At 69.9% G+C, this 15,783-nt stretch carries 14 protein-coding genes and 1 tRNA gene; 10 read left to right on the top strand and 5 right to left on the bottom strand.

The features are described from left to right. Window positions 1-91: 91 nt before the first annotated feature. The 8 genes from DYS74_RS07280 (at window position 92) to DYS74_RS07245 (ending at window position 5,813) form a co-directional block, all read left to right on the top strand. Window positions 92-625 (top strand): hypothetical protein, encoded by a 534-nt coding sequence (locus tag DYS74_RS07280; RefSeq protein WP_121532356.1) that lies wholly within the window; start codon window positions 92-94, stop codon window positions 623-625. 31 nt (window positions 626-656) lie between these two features. Continuing rightward, on the top strand, window positions 657-1,262 hold the full coding sequence (locus DYS74_RS07275; RefSeq protein ID WP_121532354.1) for a hypothetical protein: 606 nt from the start codon (window positions 657-659) through the stop codon (window positions 1,260-1,262). A gap of 30 nt (window positions 1,263-1,292) precedes the next feature. Then, a complete protein-coding gene (gene sufC / locus DYS74_RS07270; RefSeq protein WP_121532352.1) occupies window positions 1,293-2,063 on the top strand; it encodes a Fe-S cluster assembly ATPase SufC in 771 nt (256 codons plus the stop codon). Then, window positions 2,060-3,346, top strand: coding sequence for a SufB/SufD family protein (locus tag DYS74_RS07265; RefSeq protein WP_394342942.1), 1,287 nt, complete (start codon window positions 2,060-2,062; stop codon window positions 3,344-3,346). Before sufC ends, DYS74_RS07265 begins: the two co-directional genes overlap by 4 nt. 1 nt (window position 3,347) lies before the next feature. Beyond that, window positions 3,348-3,833 (top strand): YIP1 family protein, encoded by a 486-nt coding sequence (locus DYS74_RS07260; RefSeq protein WP_121532348.1) that lies wholly within the window; start codon window positions 3,348-3,350, stop codon window positions 3,831-3,833. 11 nt (window positions 3,834-3,844) lie between these two features. Next, the gene (locus tag DYS74_RS07255; protein WP_147435465.1) at window positions 3,845-4,420 is read left to right on the top strand and encodes a YIP1 family protein; all 576 of its coding nucleotides are present in this window, start codon (window positions 3,845-3,847) and stop codon (window positions 4,418-4,420) included. 11 nt (window positions 4,421-4,431) lie between these two features. Then, on the top strand, window positions 4,432-5,652 hold the full coding sequence (locus tag DYS74_RS07250) for a cysteine desulfurase (protein WP_121532344.1): 1,221 nt from the start codon (window positions 4,432-4,434) through the stop codon (window positions 5,650-5,652). 84 nt (window positions 5,653-5,736) lie between these two features. Next, window positions 5,737-5,813 (top strand) — tRNA-Arg (locus tag DYS74_RS07245). A gap of 158 nt (window positions 5,814-5,971) precedes the next feature. Here DYS74_RS07245 and DYS74_RS07240 read toward each other — a convergent pair. The 3 genes from DYS74_RS07240 to DYS74_RS07230 form a co-directional block, all read right to left on the bottom strand. Then, entirely contained in the window at window positions 5,972-8,737 is a 2,766-nt protein-coding gene (locus DYS74_RS07240; protein ID WP_121532342.1) for a DUF2339 domain-containing protein, read from the bottom strand. A 113-nt stretch (window positions 8,738-8,850) separates the two neighbouring features. Then, on the bottom strand, window positions 8,851-10,674 hold the full coding sequence (locus DYS74_RS07235) for a histidine kinase N-terminal 7TM domain-containing protein (RefSeq protein ID WP_121532340.1): 1,824 nt from the start codon (window positions 10,672-10,674) through the stop codon (window positions 8,851-8,853). 367 nt (window positions 10,675-11,041) lie between these two features. Then, window positions 11,042-11,446: an OsmC family protein gene (locus DYS74_RS07230; protein ID WP_121532338.1), complete on the bottom strand. Its 405-nt coding sequence runs from the start codon at window positions 11,444-11,446 to the stop codon at window positions 11,042-11,044. A gap of 291 nt (window positions 11,447-11,737) precedes the next feature. On the opposite strand from DYS74_RS07230, the gene DYS74_RS07225 reads away from it, so the two are divergent. Beyond that, entirely contained in the window at window positions 11,738-12,235 is a 498-nt protein-coding gene (locus DYS74_RS07225; protein ID WP_121532336.1) for a c-type cytochrome, read from the top strand. Between the two features lie 34 nt (window positions 12,236-12,269). Here the strand turns inward: DYS74_RS07225 and DYS74_RS07220 are convergent, their stop codons facing one another. Then, on the bottom strand, window positions 12,270-13,616 hold the full coding sequence (locus DYS74_RS07220; RefSeq protein ID WP_121532335.1) for a pyridoxamine 5'-phosphate oxidase family protein: 1,347 nt from the start codon (window positions 13,614-13,616) through the stop codon (window positions 12,270-12,272). Further along, the gene (locus tag DYS74_RS07215; RefSeq protein ID WP_121532333.1) at window positions 13,613-14,077 is read right to left on the bottom strand and encodes a hypothetical protein; all 465 of its coding nucleotides are present in this window, start codon (window positions 14,075-14,077) and stop codon (window positions 13,613-13,615) included. The genes DYS74_RS07220 and DYS74_RS07215 overlap by 4 nt, the downstream gene beginning before the upstream one ends. A gap of 135 nt (window positions 14,078-14,212) precedes the next feature. Between DYS74_RS07215 and DYS74_RS07210 the strand changes: the two genes are divergently transcribed. After that, window positions 14,213-15,772: a flavin-containing monooxygenase gene (locus DYS74_RS07210; protein ID WP_121532331.1), complete on the top strand. Its 1,560-nt coding sequence runs from the start codon at window positions 14,213-14,215 to the stop codon at window positions 15,770-15,772. Window positions 15,773-15,783: the final 11 nt, after the last annotated feature.

Genomic DNA, 15,783 nt, shown 5'->3' with positions numbered 1-15,783 from the left:
GGTCACGCTTTTCCCGCTCGCTTGCCGCAATTCCGGCAAGATCGGGGTGTTGGGTTCCGTTCGGACGACAACACCCGGATGGGGGCGGCGCATGACCATTTCGACGGCATCCTTCAACGAACGGCTGAGCCGGATCGAACGGGAGCGCGCCCGTACCAAGGGCCGCGTCGTGCTGCATGTGGGCGCCGAGGAGGTCCTCGTGCGCTCGGTCGAGGAGTTCGCCGGGGTGCGGGCACCCGCGCCACATGGCACGGTCTCGACGCTGGCCGTGGCGCTGTGCGTGACGCTCGGCATGGTGTCCTATGCCGCCTCGGTGGCGCTGCGGGCGCGGTTCCTGTCGCTGCCCGAGGCCGGGCAGATGCTGAGCGACCGCGCGATGCTGATCGGGGTCGGCTGCGGGCTGGTGCTGGCCGTGGCGCTTGGGCTGGTGTTGCGGTTGCGCGGCACGGGTCTTTGGGCGGCGCAGCTCTCGGGCGTGGTGCTGGCCGCGATGACGCTGCACAATCTGGCCTTCTGGGCGCCGGATCAGGCCAGGCTTGCCTTCACCTCCCGCTGGGTGGAGAGCACGCAGGCGGCGACCGCGCCGGCAAGCCTCGTCTTCCGCGAGACGCTCTTCACCTTCTGAGCCCGCGCCGCCGGGCCGGGGAGGGCGCGTGATGGCAAAGCCCGCGACACCCGCCCCCGTGCGCCCGGTCCTGACCCTGCCCGAGGCCGAGGCCGAGGCCGTGCGTGCGGCCTATGCGGCGGCCGAGGTCATTCTCGAATACGGCTCGGGCGGCTCGACGGCGCTTGCGGCCGAGATGCCGGGCAAGACCGTGTTCTCGGTCGAGAGCGACGCGAAATGGCTCGCGGGCATGCGTGCCTGGTTCGCCGCCACCCCGCCCGCGGGCCGGGTCGAACTGCATCACGCGAAGATCGGCCCGACGAAGGAATGGGGCTATCCGAAGACCGAGCGGCAGTTCCGCGCCTGGCCGGGCTATGCGCTGTCGGTCTGGGACCGGCCCGATTTTCTCCACCCCGACGTGGTGCTGATCGACGGCCGCTTCCGCGCCGCCTGCTTCCTGACCACGCTCTTCCGCATCACCCGCCCGGTGACCATCCTGTGGGACGATTACGCCGGGCGCGAGCAGTATCACGCGATGGAGGCCTTCTGCCCCTTGGGCGGAATGATCGGCCGGATGGCCGTCTTCAGCGCGGAACCCACCGTGATCGAGCCGGCGAAGCTTGGCCAGATCATCGCCACCTACCTGCGCCCGCTGTGACCGGCGCCCGCCATCCGAAGGACGGAAAACATGCTTGAAATCAAAAACCTGCACGTCAAACTTGAAGAACAGGACAAGGTCATCCTGAAGGGCGTGAACCTGACGGTCGAAACGGGCAAGGTGCACGCGATCATGGGCCCGAACGGCTCGGGCAAGTCGACGCTCTCCTATGTGCTCTCGGGCCGCGACGGCTATGAGGTGACCGACGGCTCGGCGCTGCTCGACGGCGAGGAGCTGCTCGAGATGGAGCCCGAGGCGCGCGCCGCCGCGGGCCTGTTCCTGGCCTTCCAGTACCCGGTCGAGATCCCGGGCGTGGGCAACATGACCTTCCTGCGCACCGCGGTGAACGCACAGCGCAAGGCGCGCGGGCAGGAGGAACTCTCGGCTGGCGAATTCCTCAAGGTCGTGCGCGAGAAGGCGAAGACGCTGAAGATCGACGCCGAGATGCTGAAGCGCCCGGTCAACGTCGGCTTCTCGGGCGGCGAGAAGAAGCGCAACGAGATCCTGCAGATGGCGATGCTGGAACCGACGATGTGCATCCTCGACGAGACCGACTCGGGCCTCGACGTCGACGCGATGCGGCTGGTGGCGGATGGGGTGAACGCGCTGCGCGACGGCAAGCGCTCGTTCCTCGTCATCACCCACTATCAGCGCCTGCTCGATCACATCAAGCCGGACGTGGTGCACATCATGGCCGACGGCCGCATCATCCAGACCGGCGGGCCCGAACTCGCGCTCGTCGTCGAACAGAACGGCTATGCCGAGATCCTCAAGGCTCATGGCATCGCGGAGGCGGTGTGATGTCGGCGGTGGAGAAGGCGACGCCGCTCGATGCGCGGCTCGGGGCACTGACGATCCCGGCGGGCAGCTTCGCGGCCAAGGCGCGGCGCGCGGCGCTTGAGCGGCTGACCGCCATGGGCCTGCCGGGGCGGCGCGACGAATATTGGCGCTGGACGAAGGCAGCCGAGCTGAACGCGGCCGATCCGGTCGCCGCGGCGCCCTTCATGGTCGAGGAGACGCCCGTCTTCGACAGCTTCGATCGGCTGAAGATCGTGTTCCGCGACGGCGTTTTTGACGCCGCCGCCTCGGACCCGCTCGACCTCGAGGGGATCGAGATCACCCGCCTGGCCGAGGCGCCCGAGCTGGGCTGGGCCGCGGGCTTTTACGGCAGCCTCGAGGAAGCCGGCCAGACCCCGGTGAAGCGCCCCTTCGCGGCGCTGAACACGGCGGCGGCGACCGATGGCGTTCTGATCCGCGTGACCGGCCGCCCCTCGAAGCCCGTCAGCCTGATTTACTTCCATGAATCCGACATTTCAGACCCGATCCTGCACAACTGCGTGAAGCTCGAGCCGGGCGCGGAACTGACCCTTCTGGAGAACGGGCCGGCCGGCGCGCGCTTCAACAAGGTGCTCGAGGTCGACGTCGCCGAGGGCGCGCGCTTCCATCATGTCCGCGCCCAGGGCCGCGACCATGACCGCCGCGCGATCACCCATATCTTCGCGCGCGTGGCCGAACGGGGCCTGTTCAAGAGCTTCACCCTCACCGCGAACGGCGTGCTGACGCGCAACGAATGCGTGATCACGCTCGCCGGCGACAATGCCGTGGCCCATGTCGCGGGCGCGGCGCTTGGCGATGGCGCGACCAGCGATTTCCACCACGACGACACCGTCTTCATCACCCATGACGCGCTGAACGGCGAAAGCCGGCAGGTGTTCAAGAAGGTGCTGAAACACGGCGCGGTCGGCGTGTTCCAGGGCAAGATCCTGGTCAAGCCCGGCGCGCAGAAGACCGACGGCTATCAGATCAGCCAGGCGCTGCTGCTGGACGACGACAGCCAGTTCCTCGGCAAGCCGGAACTCGAGATCTATGCCGACGACGTCAAGTGCTCGCATGGTTCGACCACCGGCGCGCTCGACGAGACGGCGCTGTTCTACCTGCGCTCGCGCGGTGTGCCGGTCGAGGAGGCGAGGGCGCTGCTTGTGCTCTCCTTCCTCGCCGATGCGATCGACGAGATCGAGGACGCGGCGCTGAAGGACGAGATCGTCGCCCGGCTCGAAGCCTGGCTCGCGCGGCACCGGGGCTGAGATGGCAGCGGTCGACGACATCCTGCGCAGCTATCGCGCGCCGCGCGCGGTGGTGCGCGGCCATCTGGCCCGCACCCGCTCCGAGCCGCGGGCGCTGACGCTGCTGCTGGCGGCGCTGGTGGTGATCTTCGTCGGCCAGTGGCCGCGGCTGTCGCGGCTGAGCTTCGAGCAGCCCGATCAGCCGATGGCGGTGCTGCTGGTCGGCACGGCGATTGCGCTTCTGGCGACCGTGCCGGCCTTCTATGCGCTCGCCGCGCTCGCCCATCTGGTGGCAAGGCTGTTCGGTGGCAAGGGCGGCTGGTATGGCGCGCGCATCGCGCTGTTCTGGGCGCTGCTCGCCGTCTCGCCGCTGATGCTGCTGCAGGGACTCGTGGCCGGGTTCCTCGGGCAGGGTATGCAGCTGAGCCTGATCTCGGGGCTTGTCTTCGTGGCCTTCCTGGCGATCTGGGGCGCAGGCATGCGCGTCGCGGAATTCGAGGCCCGGTGATGGCGCGTCCGATGCTGACGACCCTTGTGCTGCGCTCGCTGCAGGCCCCGCGCGAGGTGGCGCGCTTCCTGATCGCGCTCGATCTGCCGATGTCGGCGCGGTTCACCGCGCTTGGCGCGGTGATGGCGCTGTCGGCGGCGCTCGGCACAGCGGCCGAGCTGCTCTTTTCCTTCGTCACCAAGGTCGACCTCGGCCCGCCCACGAACCCGCTGCCGATGGCGCTGGTGCAGGGCGCGCTGATGCTCTACGCCGCCGGCGCCATGGCCTTCTTCGGCCGGCAGTTCGGCGGCACCGGCCGCTTTGCCGATGCGCTGATCCTCGTCGTCTGGATCGAGTTCCTGCTGATCCTCGGCCAGGTCGCGCAGATCCTGGTGATGGTGTTCTTCCCGCTCGTCTCGGTGCTCGGCACGCTCGCTCTGATCGGGATGCTGTTCTGGCTGCTGACGCAGTTCACCGCCGCGCTGCATGGCTTTGACACCCTGTTCAAGGTCGCCTTCGGGGTGATCGCGGTGTTCTTCGGCTCGGCGATGCTGTTCGGCATGCTGCTGCTCTCGTTCGGGATCGTGCCGGTCCCGACACCCCTTTGAAAGGACCGCCGATGTATGACGTGAACCGCATCCGGGCCGACTTCCCGATCCTCGCGCGCGAGGTGAACGGCCGCCCGCTCGTCTATCTCGACAACGGCGCCTCGGCGCAGAAGCCGCGCTGCGTGATCGACGCGATGACGCAGTTCTACGAACAGGATTATGCGAACGTTCACCGCGGCTTGCATTACCTTTCGAATGTGGCGACCGAGAAATACGAAAGCGTCCGCGGCACCGTCGCGCGCTTTCTGAATGCGCCCTCGGAAGAGGAAATCGTGTTCACCACCGGCTCGACCGAGGCGATCAACCTCGTCTCCTATGCCTGGGCCGCGCCGCGGCTGCAGCCGGGCGACGAGATCGTGCTGTCGATCCTTGAACACCACGCCAACATCGTGCCCTGGCACTTCCTGCGCGAACGCCAGGGAGTGGTGCTGAAATGGGTGGAGATCGAGGCCGACGGCAGTCTCGACCCCGAGAAGGTGATCGCCGCAATCGGGCCAAAGACGCGGCTCGTCGCCGTCACCCACATGTCGAACGTTCTGGGCACCCGGGTCGATGTGAAGGCGATCTGTGCCGGTGCCCATGCCAAAGGCGTGCCGGTGCTGGTCGACGGCTCGCAAGGCGCAGTGCATGCGCCGGTGGACGTCGCCGACATCGGCTGCGATTTCTACGCGATCACCGGACACAAGCTTTACGGGCCAAGCGGTTCCGGGGCGATCTTCATCCGCCGCGAGCGGATGGAGGAGATGCGTCCCTTCCTGGGCGGCGGCGACATGATCGACACCGTGACCCGCGATGCCGTGACCTATGCGAAGCCGCCGCTGCGTTTCGAGGCGGGCACCCCCGGCATCGTGCAGCAGGTCGGCCTCGGCGTCGCGCTGAATTACCTGATGGATCTCGGCATGGAGAATGTCGCGGCGCATGAGGCGGCCTTGCGCGACTATGCGACGGCGAAGCTCTCGGGGCTGAACTGGCTCAACATCCAGGGCACGGCGCCGGACAAGGGCGCGATCTTCTCGATGACCCTGAACGGGCCGGCGCATCCGCATGACATCTCGACGATTCTCGACAAGCGCGGGGTGGCGGTGCGGGCCGGCACGCATTGCGCGATGCCGCTGCTCACCAGCCTTGGCCTGACGGCGACCGCGCGCGCCTCCTTCGGGCTTTACAACACCCGCGAGGAGGTTGACGCGCTGGTCTCCGCGCTCGAGCTTTGCCACGAGCTGCTGAGCTGAGCTTCGGCGCGGCGCGGAACTTGTCCGCGCCGCGCGATTGCCCGTTGCAGGCCCCGCGGCAATCGGCTATCCAGCACGGGCGCGGCACCCGTAGCTCAGCTGGATAGAGCGCTGCCCTCCGAAGGCAGAGGCCACAGGTTCGAATCCTGTCGGGTGCACCACTGATCTCCCAGATCGTCAAAGTCTCCCAGATCATCGAAAACCTTGTCGTGACCGGCGGCGCCGGTTCGCATCGGTCTTTTCACATTGGTCTTTCTGTGCCGCGCGGGACGTGCCGGATCAGGGGGCCGGGGCGTCTCGACCGGACGCCACCGGCGACTCAGCGGGCGGGCGGCGGCTCCGGACCGGTCGCACGCCAATGCGCGTCGATCTGCCGGTTCAGCCAGGCCAGCCCGGTGAGCGCCAGGCCCAGCCCGACAAAGGAGGCGACGCGGGTCAGCCCCGACAGCCCCGCCATGTCGATCAGGAACACCTTGGCGATGGTCAGTGCCACCCCCGCCATCGCGATCCGGCGCAGCGTGAGCGAGCGGCGCGGCACGGCGGCAACCAGCAGCGCGAGCGAAGCTGCGAGCAGCGCGACCGTGTAGCTGTAAAGCTCGCCATCCGACGGGCCCGGCAACGACAGGTCCGCCCCGCGCCACAGCCGCCGGATCTCGAGCCAGCCCCAGATCAGCGTGGCAAGCCCCGCACCGCCGGCAAGGCCCGGGCGCAAGAGGCGGGCGCCGGGCCGCCCCGGCGCGCCGAGGAAGACCGCCGCCACCGCCAGCGTCGCGGCGAGCGGCCAGAAGGCGAGCGCAAGGCTGTCGAGCAGCGGCGGGCCAAGCACCGGATCGCCGCCCCAGTCCAGCATGTCGACAAGATCGCGCGCCAGCGCGACAAGCGCGGCCAGTGCGGCAAGCCCGCTCAGCGCGGCAATGACGCCGCGCAGCCGGCGGATCGCGCGGCCACTGCTCGGCAGCCGCCAGATCTGCCCAAAGGCGGCGCCGCACCAGATCGCGGCGGACAGCCCTTCGAACCAATGCGTATGGGTGTCGCGGTCGGGGATCAGCCGCTCGATGGTCAGCATGGCGAACAGCGCAACCGTGGTCATCAGCGCCGATTCCGCCACCGCGCGCAGGCCCGCCCGCTCGGGACGGGCGAGCCGGCGCGCCGCCTCGAAAGCGGCGACCGGGCCGAGGTGGCTGAGCGCGAAGGCAGGCCAGCTGGCACCGTAAAGGCTCCAGGCGAAGCCCGGATCGGCCAGCAGCCGATAGCCGATGACGGCAACGCCAAGCTGCGCGATCCAGCCCATCAGCGGCAGCCGGAAGCGGCGGTCGGTCAGCGTCGCCAGCACGACCAGCAGCGCCAGCCCCAGCGTCAGCGCCGCCTTGGTGAGCAGGATGAAGAAGGCGAGCGCGATCAGCAGCACCGCGGCCGCGGCGAAAAGGCCAAGGTCGCGGGGCAGGGCCTCGCCGCCCATCCGGGCGCGGCGCTCGGCGAACAGCACCATCAGCGCCGCCATCGCGATCACCACGAGCGACCACGGGCCCGGGCCGAGGAAAAGCCCCGGCGCCCAGAAGAACTCGAGCGCGAAGATCGTCGCGGTGCCGAGTTTCGCCGCCCCGAAAGCCCAGAGCCTCGGATCGGCCTCGCCGCTTGCCAGGGCATGGCGCAGCCGCGCGAAGGCAAGGGCCGAAAGCGCCGCGCCGGCAAGCGCCAGCGCCCAGAGCGTCGGCGGGTGCGGGATCTCTTCGCCAGGCGCGGCATTCAGCGCGGCGAAGAGCCCGCCGAGCAGCGGGCCGCCGTGCATCGGCTCGATCATCAGGGCAAGCAGGAAGGCCAGCGCCGGAAGCACGGCCAGCGCATCAAGCGCCGGGGCGCGGTGGAGCCACAGGCTGGCCGCCGCGAACAGCCCGACGAGAAGCGCGAAACCGAGGGCGGACTCGGCCGGCGTTCCGGCGCCCGCGACGATCATCAGCCCGGCAAGGGTGGCGATCGCCGCGCCGGCAGCGGCGATCAGCGTCGGCACCGCGGGCCGCGGGCCGCGCAAGAGAGCGGTGACCGGTGCGCCGGCGTGGCGCGGGGTCAGGTGACGCTCGGGGAAGGTCAGCGCGGCAAAGCCCAGCACCAGCGCCGCCCCGGCAAGGCCCGGCGCGAAGGGGACCGAGCCCCAGAGCAGCACGAGACCGAAACTCGCGACGCCAAGCGCGAGCGCCGAGACCCAGCCCCAGCGGCGGAAGCTGTCGATCGCCAGTCCGGCCAGGCCCACCAGCGGGAAATAGCCATAGAAGAGCCGCGCGCTGTCGGAACTGCCGCCCAGCAGGAAGGGCGCGGCCCCCGCTCCGATCAGCCCGATTGCCGACAGCACCGGCCCGTAGAACCAGCCCATCAGCACCGTCGCCCCCGAGATCAGCGCCAGCCCCGCAAGGGCCACGCCGGGGCCGATCAGCCCGTAAAGCGCATGCGCCGCGGCCATCGCGATGAACATCACCACCGCGCCCGCGCCTGACAGCGTCGAGGGCAGGGCGCGGGTTGCCGGCGTCGCGACATCGCCGCTGCGGCGCCGGATCGCCTCGCCGCCCGCGATCAGGGCAAGTCCGAGGACCAGCCCGCCAAGGACGCGCAGAGGCGGCGTCAGCAGCCCCTTCTCGACGCCATATTGCACCATGAAGAGCCCGCCGAGGATCAGCGAGAGCGCGGCGATGGCCAGCGTCCAGTTCGTGCGCAGCCAGGCGGCGAGCGGAGCAAGCGCGCCCGGCTCGCGCTCGGGCATCGGGTGCGGCGTCGGTGCGGCGTCCGGCAGGACGGGCAGCGGCGGCGGCAGGGCACGCGGGGGCGCCTCCGGCGCGACCTCGTCGGAGGGGGCCGGCTCGGGCGTGACGGGCGCGGGCATGGCGGGGGGCTGCGGGGCGGCCATCCCGGCCGTGACCGCCATGTCCGGCTGCGGGGCCGGCGCCCCGGCCTTCAGCGCGGCGAGCTCTTCCTCGAGCCGCCGCACCCGGCCGCGCAACGCGGGCACGAGAAACAGCAGCACCGGCAGGCCGATCACGACCATCGCGCCATAGGCGATCCCGAAAATGACGAGAAGAAACTCGAAACCGTCCATGCGCAACTCCAATACCGGTCCCCAAGACTACCGGGCCGCGCCGGCCGGAGCAATCATCCGGGCGGCACGCGGGGGCCTTGACGCAGCAGAGGGCCCTCCCGGCGGGGCAGCGGTCACGCGCCGGCCGGCACCGCAGCGACCTCGGGCGCCGCCTGCGGCGCGAACGGGATATCGATGTGGAAGGTGGTACCGTGGCCAAGGCGGCTTTCATAGCAGATCGCGCCGCCCATCCGCTCGATCAGGATCTTGGCGATGTGCATGCCCAGCCCCGAGCCGCCCGAGGCCTTGGCGGCACTGCTCTCGACCTGATGGAAGCGCCCGAAGACCTGGTCTTCCTTGTTCTCGGGAATGCCGATGCCGCTGTCTCGGATCGAGACCCGCAGCATCGTTTCGCCCCGCCGGGTCGAGCACTCGACCCGCCCGCCCTCGGGCGAGAACTTGACGGCATTCGAGATCACGTTGCCGACCACCTGCTTCAGCCGGTCGGGATCGACCCGCACCTGCCGGTTCACCGGCTCCGAGACCATGACCAGCCGCACGTCCGCCTCGGTCGCATAGGCCTCGTATTCCTCGATCACGTCATGCAGGAAGGCATCGGCGTCCAGGTCGCGCAGCTCGAGCGTGATCGTGCTGAGATCGAGCTTTTGCAGGTCGAGCACGTCGTCGACCAGCTTCATCAGCCGCAGGCTGTTGCGCTGCGCGATGGTCAGCAGGTTGCGCAGCGGCTCGTTGAGCTCGCCCGTGGCGCCGTGCAGCGCCAGATCGAGCCCGCCCTTGATCGAGGTCAGCGGCGTGCGCAGCTCGTGGCTGATCATCGCGAGGAACTGCGATTTCGCATGGTTGGCGGCCTTGGCATGGGCCAGCGCCTCGCGCAGCGCCTCGGCTGCGTGCTCGCGTTCGGTGATGTCGACCAGCGAGACCGACCAGCCCAGCAGCGAGGTCTTGGTCTGGATCGGGCTGTCGATCGGGCGGATGCGCGGCTCGAAGATCCGGCCGCGGAGGCGGATCGGGTCGGTGCTGTCGAACACACCCGTCTCGATGAAGGACTGCAGGAACGGCCCGATCCGCTCCAGCCGCTCGATGCTCTCGCCGTGCTTCAGCATCTTCTTGTTGAAGAGCGCCCGCGCGGCGGGATTGGCGCTGGCAAAGCGGCCGGCGGCGTCGATGATGATGACCGGGTCCTGGATCACGTAGAACAGCAGGTTGCGCCCCTGCGCCGCGGTGTCCATCATCGTGTTGTTCAGCAGCAGCCAGCTGAGGGCGATGAGCGAGACCGCGAACAGGAACGGGGTCGGGTCGAATCCGAAGACGGTGACCTCTCCCAGCACATAGGCGAGATTGCCGGCAAGCGGGGCGGAGGTGACCACGATCAGCACGCTCAGGAAGGGGCGGATGATCCGCTTCGCCATGATGAGCGCATAGACGAGCACGCCGAGCGCGCTGCAGACGAAGATGTAGAGCCCGGCGGCGACGGTGAAGAAGAGCGGGCCGTGATCGAAATAGACGAAGCTGCGCCCGTCCTCCGTCACCAGCCGGGTGCCGGTGCCATAGAGCAGATGGGTCTGGCTGTTGGTCAGGGCGATCAGGCTGACGAGGCTCGGCAGCCCGATATAGAGCAGAAGGCGGATCGGCCGGCGGCGCCGGCTCGCGTTCATCGTGTAATCGAAGACGAAGAAGGTCCAGGCGATCGGCAGCAGCGTGATCCCGGGCCAGGCGGCAAGCGACCAGCCGACCTTGCAGCTTTCCCCCGGTGAGGCGAGATCCATGGTGACCGTGAACAGCCACCACAGCATCGCGAGGAAGGTCAGCACGAAGGCCGGCTGCCCGGCGAAGCGGTTGTTCCGCATGACCGAAGCCAAGATCAGTGCGCAGACCGCCCACAATGCGGCAGCGGTGGCGGGGGCCAGGGAGAATTCCAGATTGGTCAGGCAGGGCATGGTCTAGCGTGACAACCTTGAGTTGCGCGGCGGGCAGTGCTGGGGCGAGAGCATGTCGAGGTTTCTTCGGAGTGAGATCGGCGGCCACCCAAGTCGCGCGGAACAACCTGATCGTGATGTCGTTGGGTCAGCTTCCCGACGCTACAGTGCGAAGGTTTTGAAAACAAGGCGGAAAGACCGGCAATGGCGGCGGGGGCGTCCGGCGGGGATGGTGCGGCGGCGGGAGCCCAGGCGTCCCACCGGCCTTCCGCTCCGGTCCTTGCGCGCCACCGGCGCGGAACACGGCACCGCCCGGCGCGGCCGCCGGACTCTCCGCAAGGTAGTGCGCGCCGCGCGATCCCGGCCCTGCCGGCGCGGGCGGTCCGGCCTAGGCCTTGCGGCGCAATCCGCCCTCCAGCGGCAGCGCCGCCGAAAGCGTATTCGAAATCGTTCCGTATTTCAGGATATTGCGGTGAAGCAGGTCGAGCCTCTGGTCGCTTTCCGGGCTGTCGACCACGATCTCGTAGCGGATCGCGACCAGCCGCGGCGGGGCGTCCTGCCGCACCCCTTCCAGCGCGATCTCGACGCCGTCGATGTGGAACTGCAGCAGCGGCGTGACCCGCTCGACCCCCTTCAGCATGCAGGCGGCGAGGGCGGAGAGCAGCAGCTCGACCGGGTTCATCGCATCGCGCCGCCCGGCCAGGTCGGTGTCGAGCACCACCTCGGCCTCCTTCGCCCGGGCAAGGCTGCCATGCGCATCGATGCGGCGGGCGGAAACGTGGTATTCCATCATCGGCTGATCCAGTCCTGCAAGCGTCGGGGCTTCCCCGCCCCGGCCTGCGACCAGTCGAAGCGGATCGGGCCGGTGCGGTCAAGCGCGAAGGGCAGGGCGCCGCTGCGGCGTTTAGCACTCTTTTAGCAAGCACCGCGGCGCCTTTCGTATTCTCTTAACATACGGATCGACGCTGACCGGCCTAGGGTCCTGCCCTCAGGACATCCCTGGCCACCCCTCACTATCCACCTTGCCAGGCCGGCACCCGCTGCACCGCAGACGGGGCCGGCCCGGCCTTCCAAGGAGATACAGATGACCCTTCGGTTCCTCGTCGTTGCAACGCTTTCGCTCGCGACCGCCCCGGCGGCGCTTCATGCGGACGACACCGATCTCGTCGCGCGCGGCGCCTATCTCGCGCGCATCATGGATTGCGCAGGCTGCCACATGCCGCGCGCCCCCGACGGCATGCCGCTCGTCGAGAAGGGGCTGGCGGGCGGCACCGTCGGCTTCGAACTTCCCGGGCTCGGCACCTTCTGGCCGCCGAACCTGACGCCCGACAAGACCGGGCTCGGAGACTGGAGTGAAGCCGAGATCGCCACCGCGATCACCACCGGCGTGCTGCCCGACGGGCGGGTGCTGGCCCCGGTCATGCCCTGGGCAAGCTATGCGGCGCTGAACGCCGATGACCTTGCCGCGCTGGTCGCCTGGCTGCGCGCACAGCCGCCGGTCGCGAACCCGGTGCCCGAGCCGGTGGCCGCGGGCGCGCCGGCGCCCGCGCCCTTCTACCGGGTGACGATGCCCGCGCCCTGAGCGCGACGGCCGGGCTGCCGCAGGGCGGCCCGGCTCATGCCGGCCCCTCGCCGGGCGTCTCCTCGACCAGCTCGGGGCGCCCGTCGAGCACCAGCCGGATCTGCCCGCGCCCTGCCGAGACCAGCCGGATCGGGGCGGATTTCTCCTCGAGCCGCCGGCGCAGCAGGATCAGCCGGGTTTCCAGATTGTCGCGATAGCCCGGCAGCCGCAGCGACGCCGCCAGCCGGATCTCGCGGTTGCTGAAGACATCGCGGCCCTCGGCCAGATGGCTGCCGATCAGGAAAGCGAGGATCCGGCCGGCGACGCCCTTGATGATATAGGCATCGTCGATGAAGATGCTGTCGTCATAGCCGTAATGGCGCACGCGGAGGATGCGGCCGCCATCGCCCGTCACCGTCGCGGGCAGGGGCGGTTCGGCCGCCGGGGCCGGGCTCTGCTCCGAGGCCCGCATCGCCGCGGCGAGCAGGCGGGCGAGGATCATCGCCGCCGCCTCCTGCGCGCGGCCGAAGGCCAGACGCCGGCGCGCCTCGACGAAGAGCACCCCCGCCAGCGCGCCGCCGCTGCACAGCGGCACCGCCATGTGGCTCAGCGCCCCGCCAAGGCCGGGCAGGCGGATGCGGCGGCTGCGCGCCTCCTGTTCGCTGCTCGCCTCGATCGCCGCATTCAGGCGCCGCACCCGGCCCAGATCGCCGACCCGGATCACCTGCCGCGTCGCCGCCGCGATGCCGATGGCACCGATGCCGAAGGGGACCTCGGCCCCCGCGCCGCCGGTCTCGTAGCCGCGGCTCAGCACCGTCATCAGCACGTCGCGCGGATGGTCGCGCATCAGGATCATCGCGGCGTCGGCGCCAAGCAGCGCCATCGCAGCATCGAGCGAGGCCTCGCAGGCGCCGCCCAGATCGGGCGCACTGTCGATCGCCGCCACCGCATCGGCGAGCGCCGGCAGATCGGGCCGGGCATCGGGATCGGCGGGCGGCACCGGCGCCTGCGTCGGCGTTGCCTGCAGCGACAGCACGCGGAAGACGTCGACCGCCCGCAGCTGCATCGTCGCCTCCATCCCGACCTGCGCCGAACTTGCGGCAAGCTGCGCCGCGACCCGATCGAACAGCGCCCCCTCGGTTTCCGAGCGCACGAAGATCGCCTCGACCCGCACCTGCGCACCGGTGCGGCCATCGACCAGCAGGATCGTCGCGCAGGGGTTGCGGCGCAGGTTCGCGGCGGTCTTGCCGAAGAACTGGTTCGACAGCGCGATGTGGTCGTCGTCGACCCGGTTCACATGCGACAGGTAGGAGATGTTCGGCAGGCCGTCGGCGCCACAGGTCGCCACGACCGAGGGGATCACCCCCTCGAAGCAATCGTCGAGATCGGCCAGACGGATCATGTCGCGCCCCCGATCCGCTGCCCGGCAAGCGGGCCCGGCGTCTGCGAGAAGACCTCGTCCACCGACAGCGAGACCACGACCAGATCGCGTGTCGACTGCCAATGCGCGACAAGATCATGGGCCATGCCCAGCTCCATCAGCGCCGCCAGCGTGTCACGGCAATAGGCGCGGGCGGTCTCGGCCTCGGGCGCGCCCGCCGCACGCAGCGTGGCGCGGCCCTTGATCTGATAGGTCTCGTAATCGGCGGGGCGGGAGAAGGTCGCCGCGGCGCGCCCGGCGCGTTCGACATTCGCGATCGTCGCCGGCCATTGCCAGCGCGACACCAGAACGTCGATCCGCCCGGCCTTGGGCAAGACGAGACTGCCCACGCCGCGGCCGATCTCGGGCCGGGCAGCGGGGTCGACGGTGCCCACGAGGATCATCACGGGGCGCAGCAGGAATCGGACAAGCGAGGCGTCCACGGCGATGTCCCTTCCGTTCCAATATCCGTCTTTAGCAGAAATTTAGCCGAAGCCGCGCGCCCTTAGCAGGCATTTAGCAAGCCCCTCCAAGCGCTTTACGCGAAGTAAGACACATGTCAATCATCAGAGGCTTTCATGACATATCCTTCCCCATCCCGCCCCTCGGTCGCGATCATCGGCGCCGGTCCCGCCGGGCTTGTCACCGCCCGCTGGCTCAAGGCGCGCGGCTTTGCGCCGGTCCTGTTCGAGGCGTCGCGCGATCTCGGCGGGCAATGGAACCCGAACGGGCTCCACAGCGCCACCTGGCCCGGCATGGTCACCAACACCAGCCGGGTGATGACGGCGTTCTCCGACCTCGATCATCCGCCGGGCACGCCGACCTATCCGGGCCGCGAGGACATGCACCGCTATCTCGACCGCTACAGCGACCGCTTCGGCCTGCGCCGCGCGATCCGCTTCGGCACCCGGGTCGAGCAGCTCTCGCGAGGCGAGGCGGGCGGGTGGGAGATCCGTTCGAGCCGCGGCGGCGAGACCCGGACCGAGCGCTTCGACCGCGTCGTCGTCGCCTCGGGCCGTTATCTGCGCGGCACGATCCCGCAGGTGCCGGGGCTCGAGACCTTCTCGGGCAAGTTCGGCACCGGCCATTCGAGCCAGTTCAGCGGCGTGGCGCGCTATCGCGACGCCTCGGTGCTGGTCGCCGGCTGCTCGATCAGCGCGCTGGAGATCGCGACGACGCTGGCGCAGGCCGGGGCGCAGGTGACGATCAGCTATCGCCGCCAGCGCTATGTGCTGCCGAAGCTGATCGCCGGGGTGCCGGCCGAGCATGTGCTGTTCACCCGCGCCGCCGCCCTTGAGGGCGCGCGCGGGCCGGCCGCCGCGGCGGCGGGGCTGAAGGCGCAGATCCTGCAGGCCGCGGGCACGCCCGAGCAATATGGCGCCCTCGAGGCCGATCCCGACGTCTTCGCGGCGGGCATCACCCAGTGCCAGGGCTTCCTGCCCGCCGTCGCCGAGGGGCGGATCGCGGTGCGCCCCTGGATCGCGTCCGTGTCGGGCCGCAGCGTGCGCTTTGCCGATGGCCGCGAGGGCGACTTCGACAGCCTGCTCTTCGGCACCGGCTTCGCGCTGTCGCTGCCCTGGCTCTCGCCCGAGATCGCCCGGACGGTCGAGCTGTCGGCGCAGGGGCTGACGCTTTTCGCCGACAGCTTCCACCCCGATCTCGACGGGCTCGCCTTCGTCGGGCTTTACGATCTCGTCGGCCCCTATTTCCCGGTGCTGGAGCTGCAGGCGCGCTATATCGCCGGCTGCTGGGACACGCCCGACCTCATGCCGTCCTTCGCCGAGATGGCGGAAGAGATGGCCGCGCAGCAGGCGCAAGGCGCCGCCCCGCCCGCGCGGCCGATGAACATGATGGCGCTCGCGTTCGCGCAGCGCGCCGGGGTCGAGCCGCAGATCCCGCGCCGGCCCTATCTCGAACAGGCGCTGCTCTTCGGGCCGCTCTCGCCGGTGTCGTTCCGCATCGACGGGCCCGACCCGCTGCCCTGCGCCGAGGAGATGACCCTTGCCGCGGCACAGGCCTTCGGCGCGATCCGGGGCAGCGGTTACACGCCCGAACAGGCCCGCCGCCGCGCCGCGCTCTGGGCCCCTGCGGAGGTCTTCCGCGGCGGACCGGCGGGCGAGGGGGCACCGCTGCACTGAGCCGGCGCGAC

The organism is Paenirhodobacter hankyongi (genome assembly GCF_003664585.1).
GTDB lineage: Bacteria > Pseudomonadota > Alphaproteobacteria > Rhodobacterales > Rhodobacteraceae > Rhodobacter > Rhodobacter hankyongi.
Note: the sequence above shows the minus strand (reverse complement) of the source record. Positions and strands in the feature narration are given on the sequence as shown.

Bases quoted from the DNA above. Each gene is read 5' to 3' on its own strand.
- DYS74_RS07275 (WP_121532354.1), top strand. From the start codon at position 657: ATGGCAAAGCCCGCGACACCCGCCCCCGTGCGCCCGGTCCTGACCCTG.
- DYS74_RS07255 (WP_147435465.1), top strand. From the start codon at position 3,845: ATGCTGACGACCCTTGTGCTGCGCTCGCTGCAGGCCCCGCGCGAGGTG.
- DYS74_RS07250 (WP_121532344.1), top strand. From the start codon at position 4,432: ATGTATGACGTGAACCGCATCCGGGCCGACTTCCCGATCCTCGCGCGC.
- DYS74_RS07240 (WP_121532342.1), bottom strand. From the start codon at position 8,737: ATGGACGGTTTCGAGTTTCTTCTCGTCATTTTCGGGATCGCCTATGGC.
- DYS74_RS07225 (WP_121532336.1), top strand. From the start codon at position 11,738: ATGACCCTTCGGTTCCTCGTCGTTGCAACGCTTTCGCTCGCGACCGCC.
- sufC (WP_121532352.1), top strand. From the start codon at position 1,293: ATGCTTGAAATCAAAAACCTGCACGTCAAACTTGAAGAACAGGACAAG.
- DYS74_RS07210 (WP_121532331.1), top strand. From the start codon at position 14,213: ATGACATATCCTTCCCCATCCCGCCCCTCGGTCGCGATCATCGGCGCC.
- DYS74_RS07235 (WP_121532340.1), bottom strand. From the start codon at position 10,674: ATGCCCTGCCTGACCAATCTGGAATTCTCCCTGGCCCCCGCCACCGCT.
- DYS74_RS07230 (WP_121532338.1), bottom strand. From the start codon at position 11,446: ATGATGGAATACCACGTTTCCGCCCGCCGCATCGATGCGCATGGCAGC.
- DYS74_RS07220 (WP_121532335.1), bottom strand. From the start codon at position 13,616: ATGATCCGTCTGGCCGATCTCGACGATTGCTTCGAGGGGGTGATCCCC.
- DYS74_RS07260 (WP_121532348.1), top strand. From the start codon at position 3,348: ATGGCAGCGGTCGACGACATCCTGCGCAGCTATCGCGCGCCGCGCGCG.
- DYS74_RS07280 (WP_121532356.1), top strand. From the start codon at position 92: ATGACCATTTCGACGGCATCCTTCAACGAACGGCTGAGCCGGATCGAA.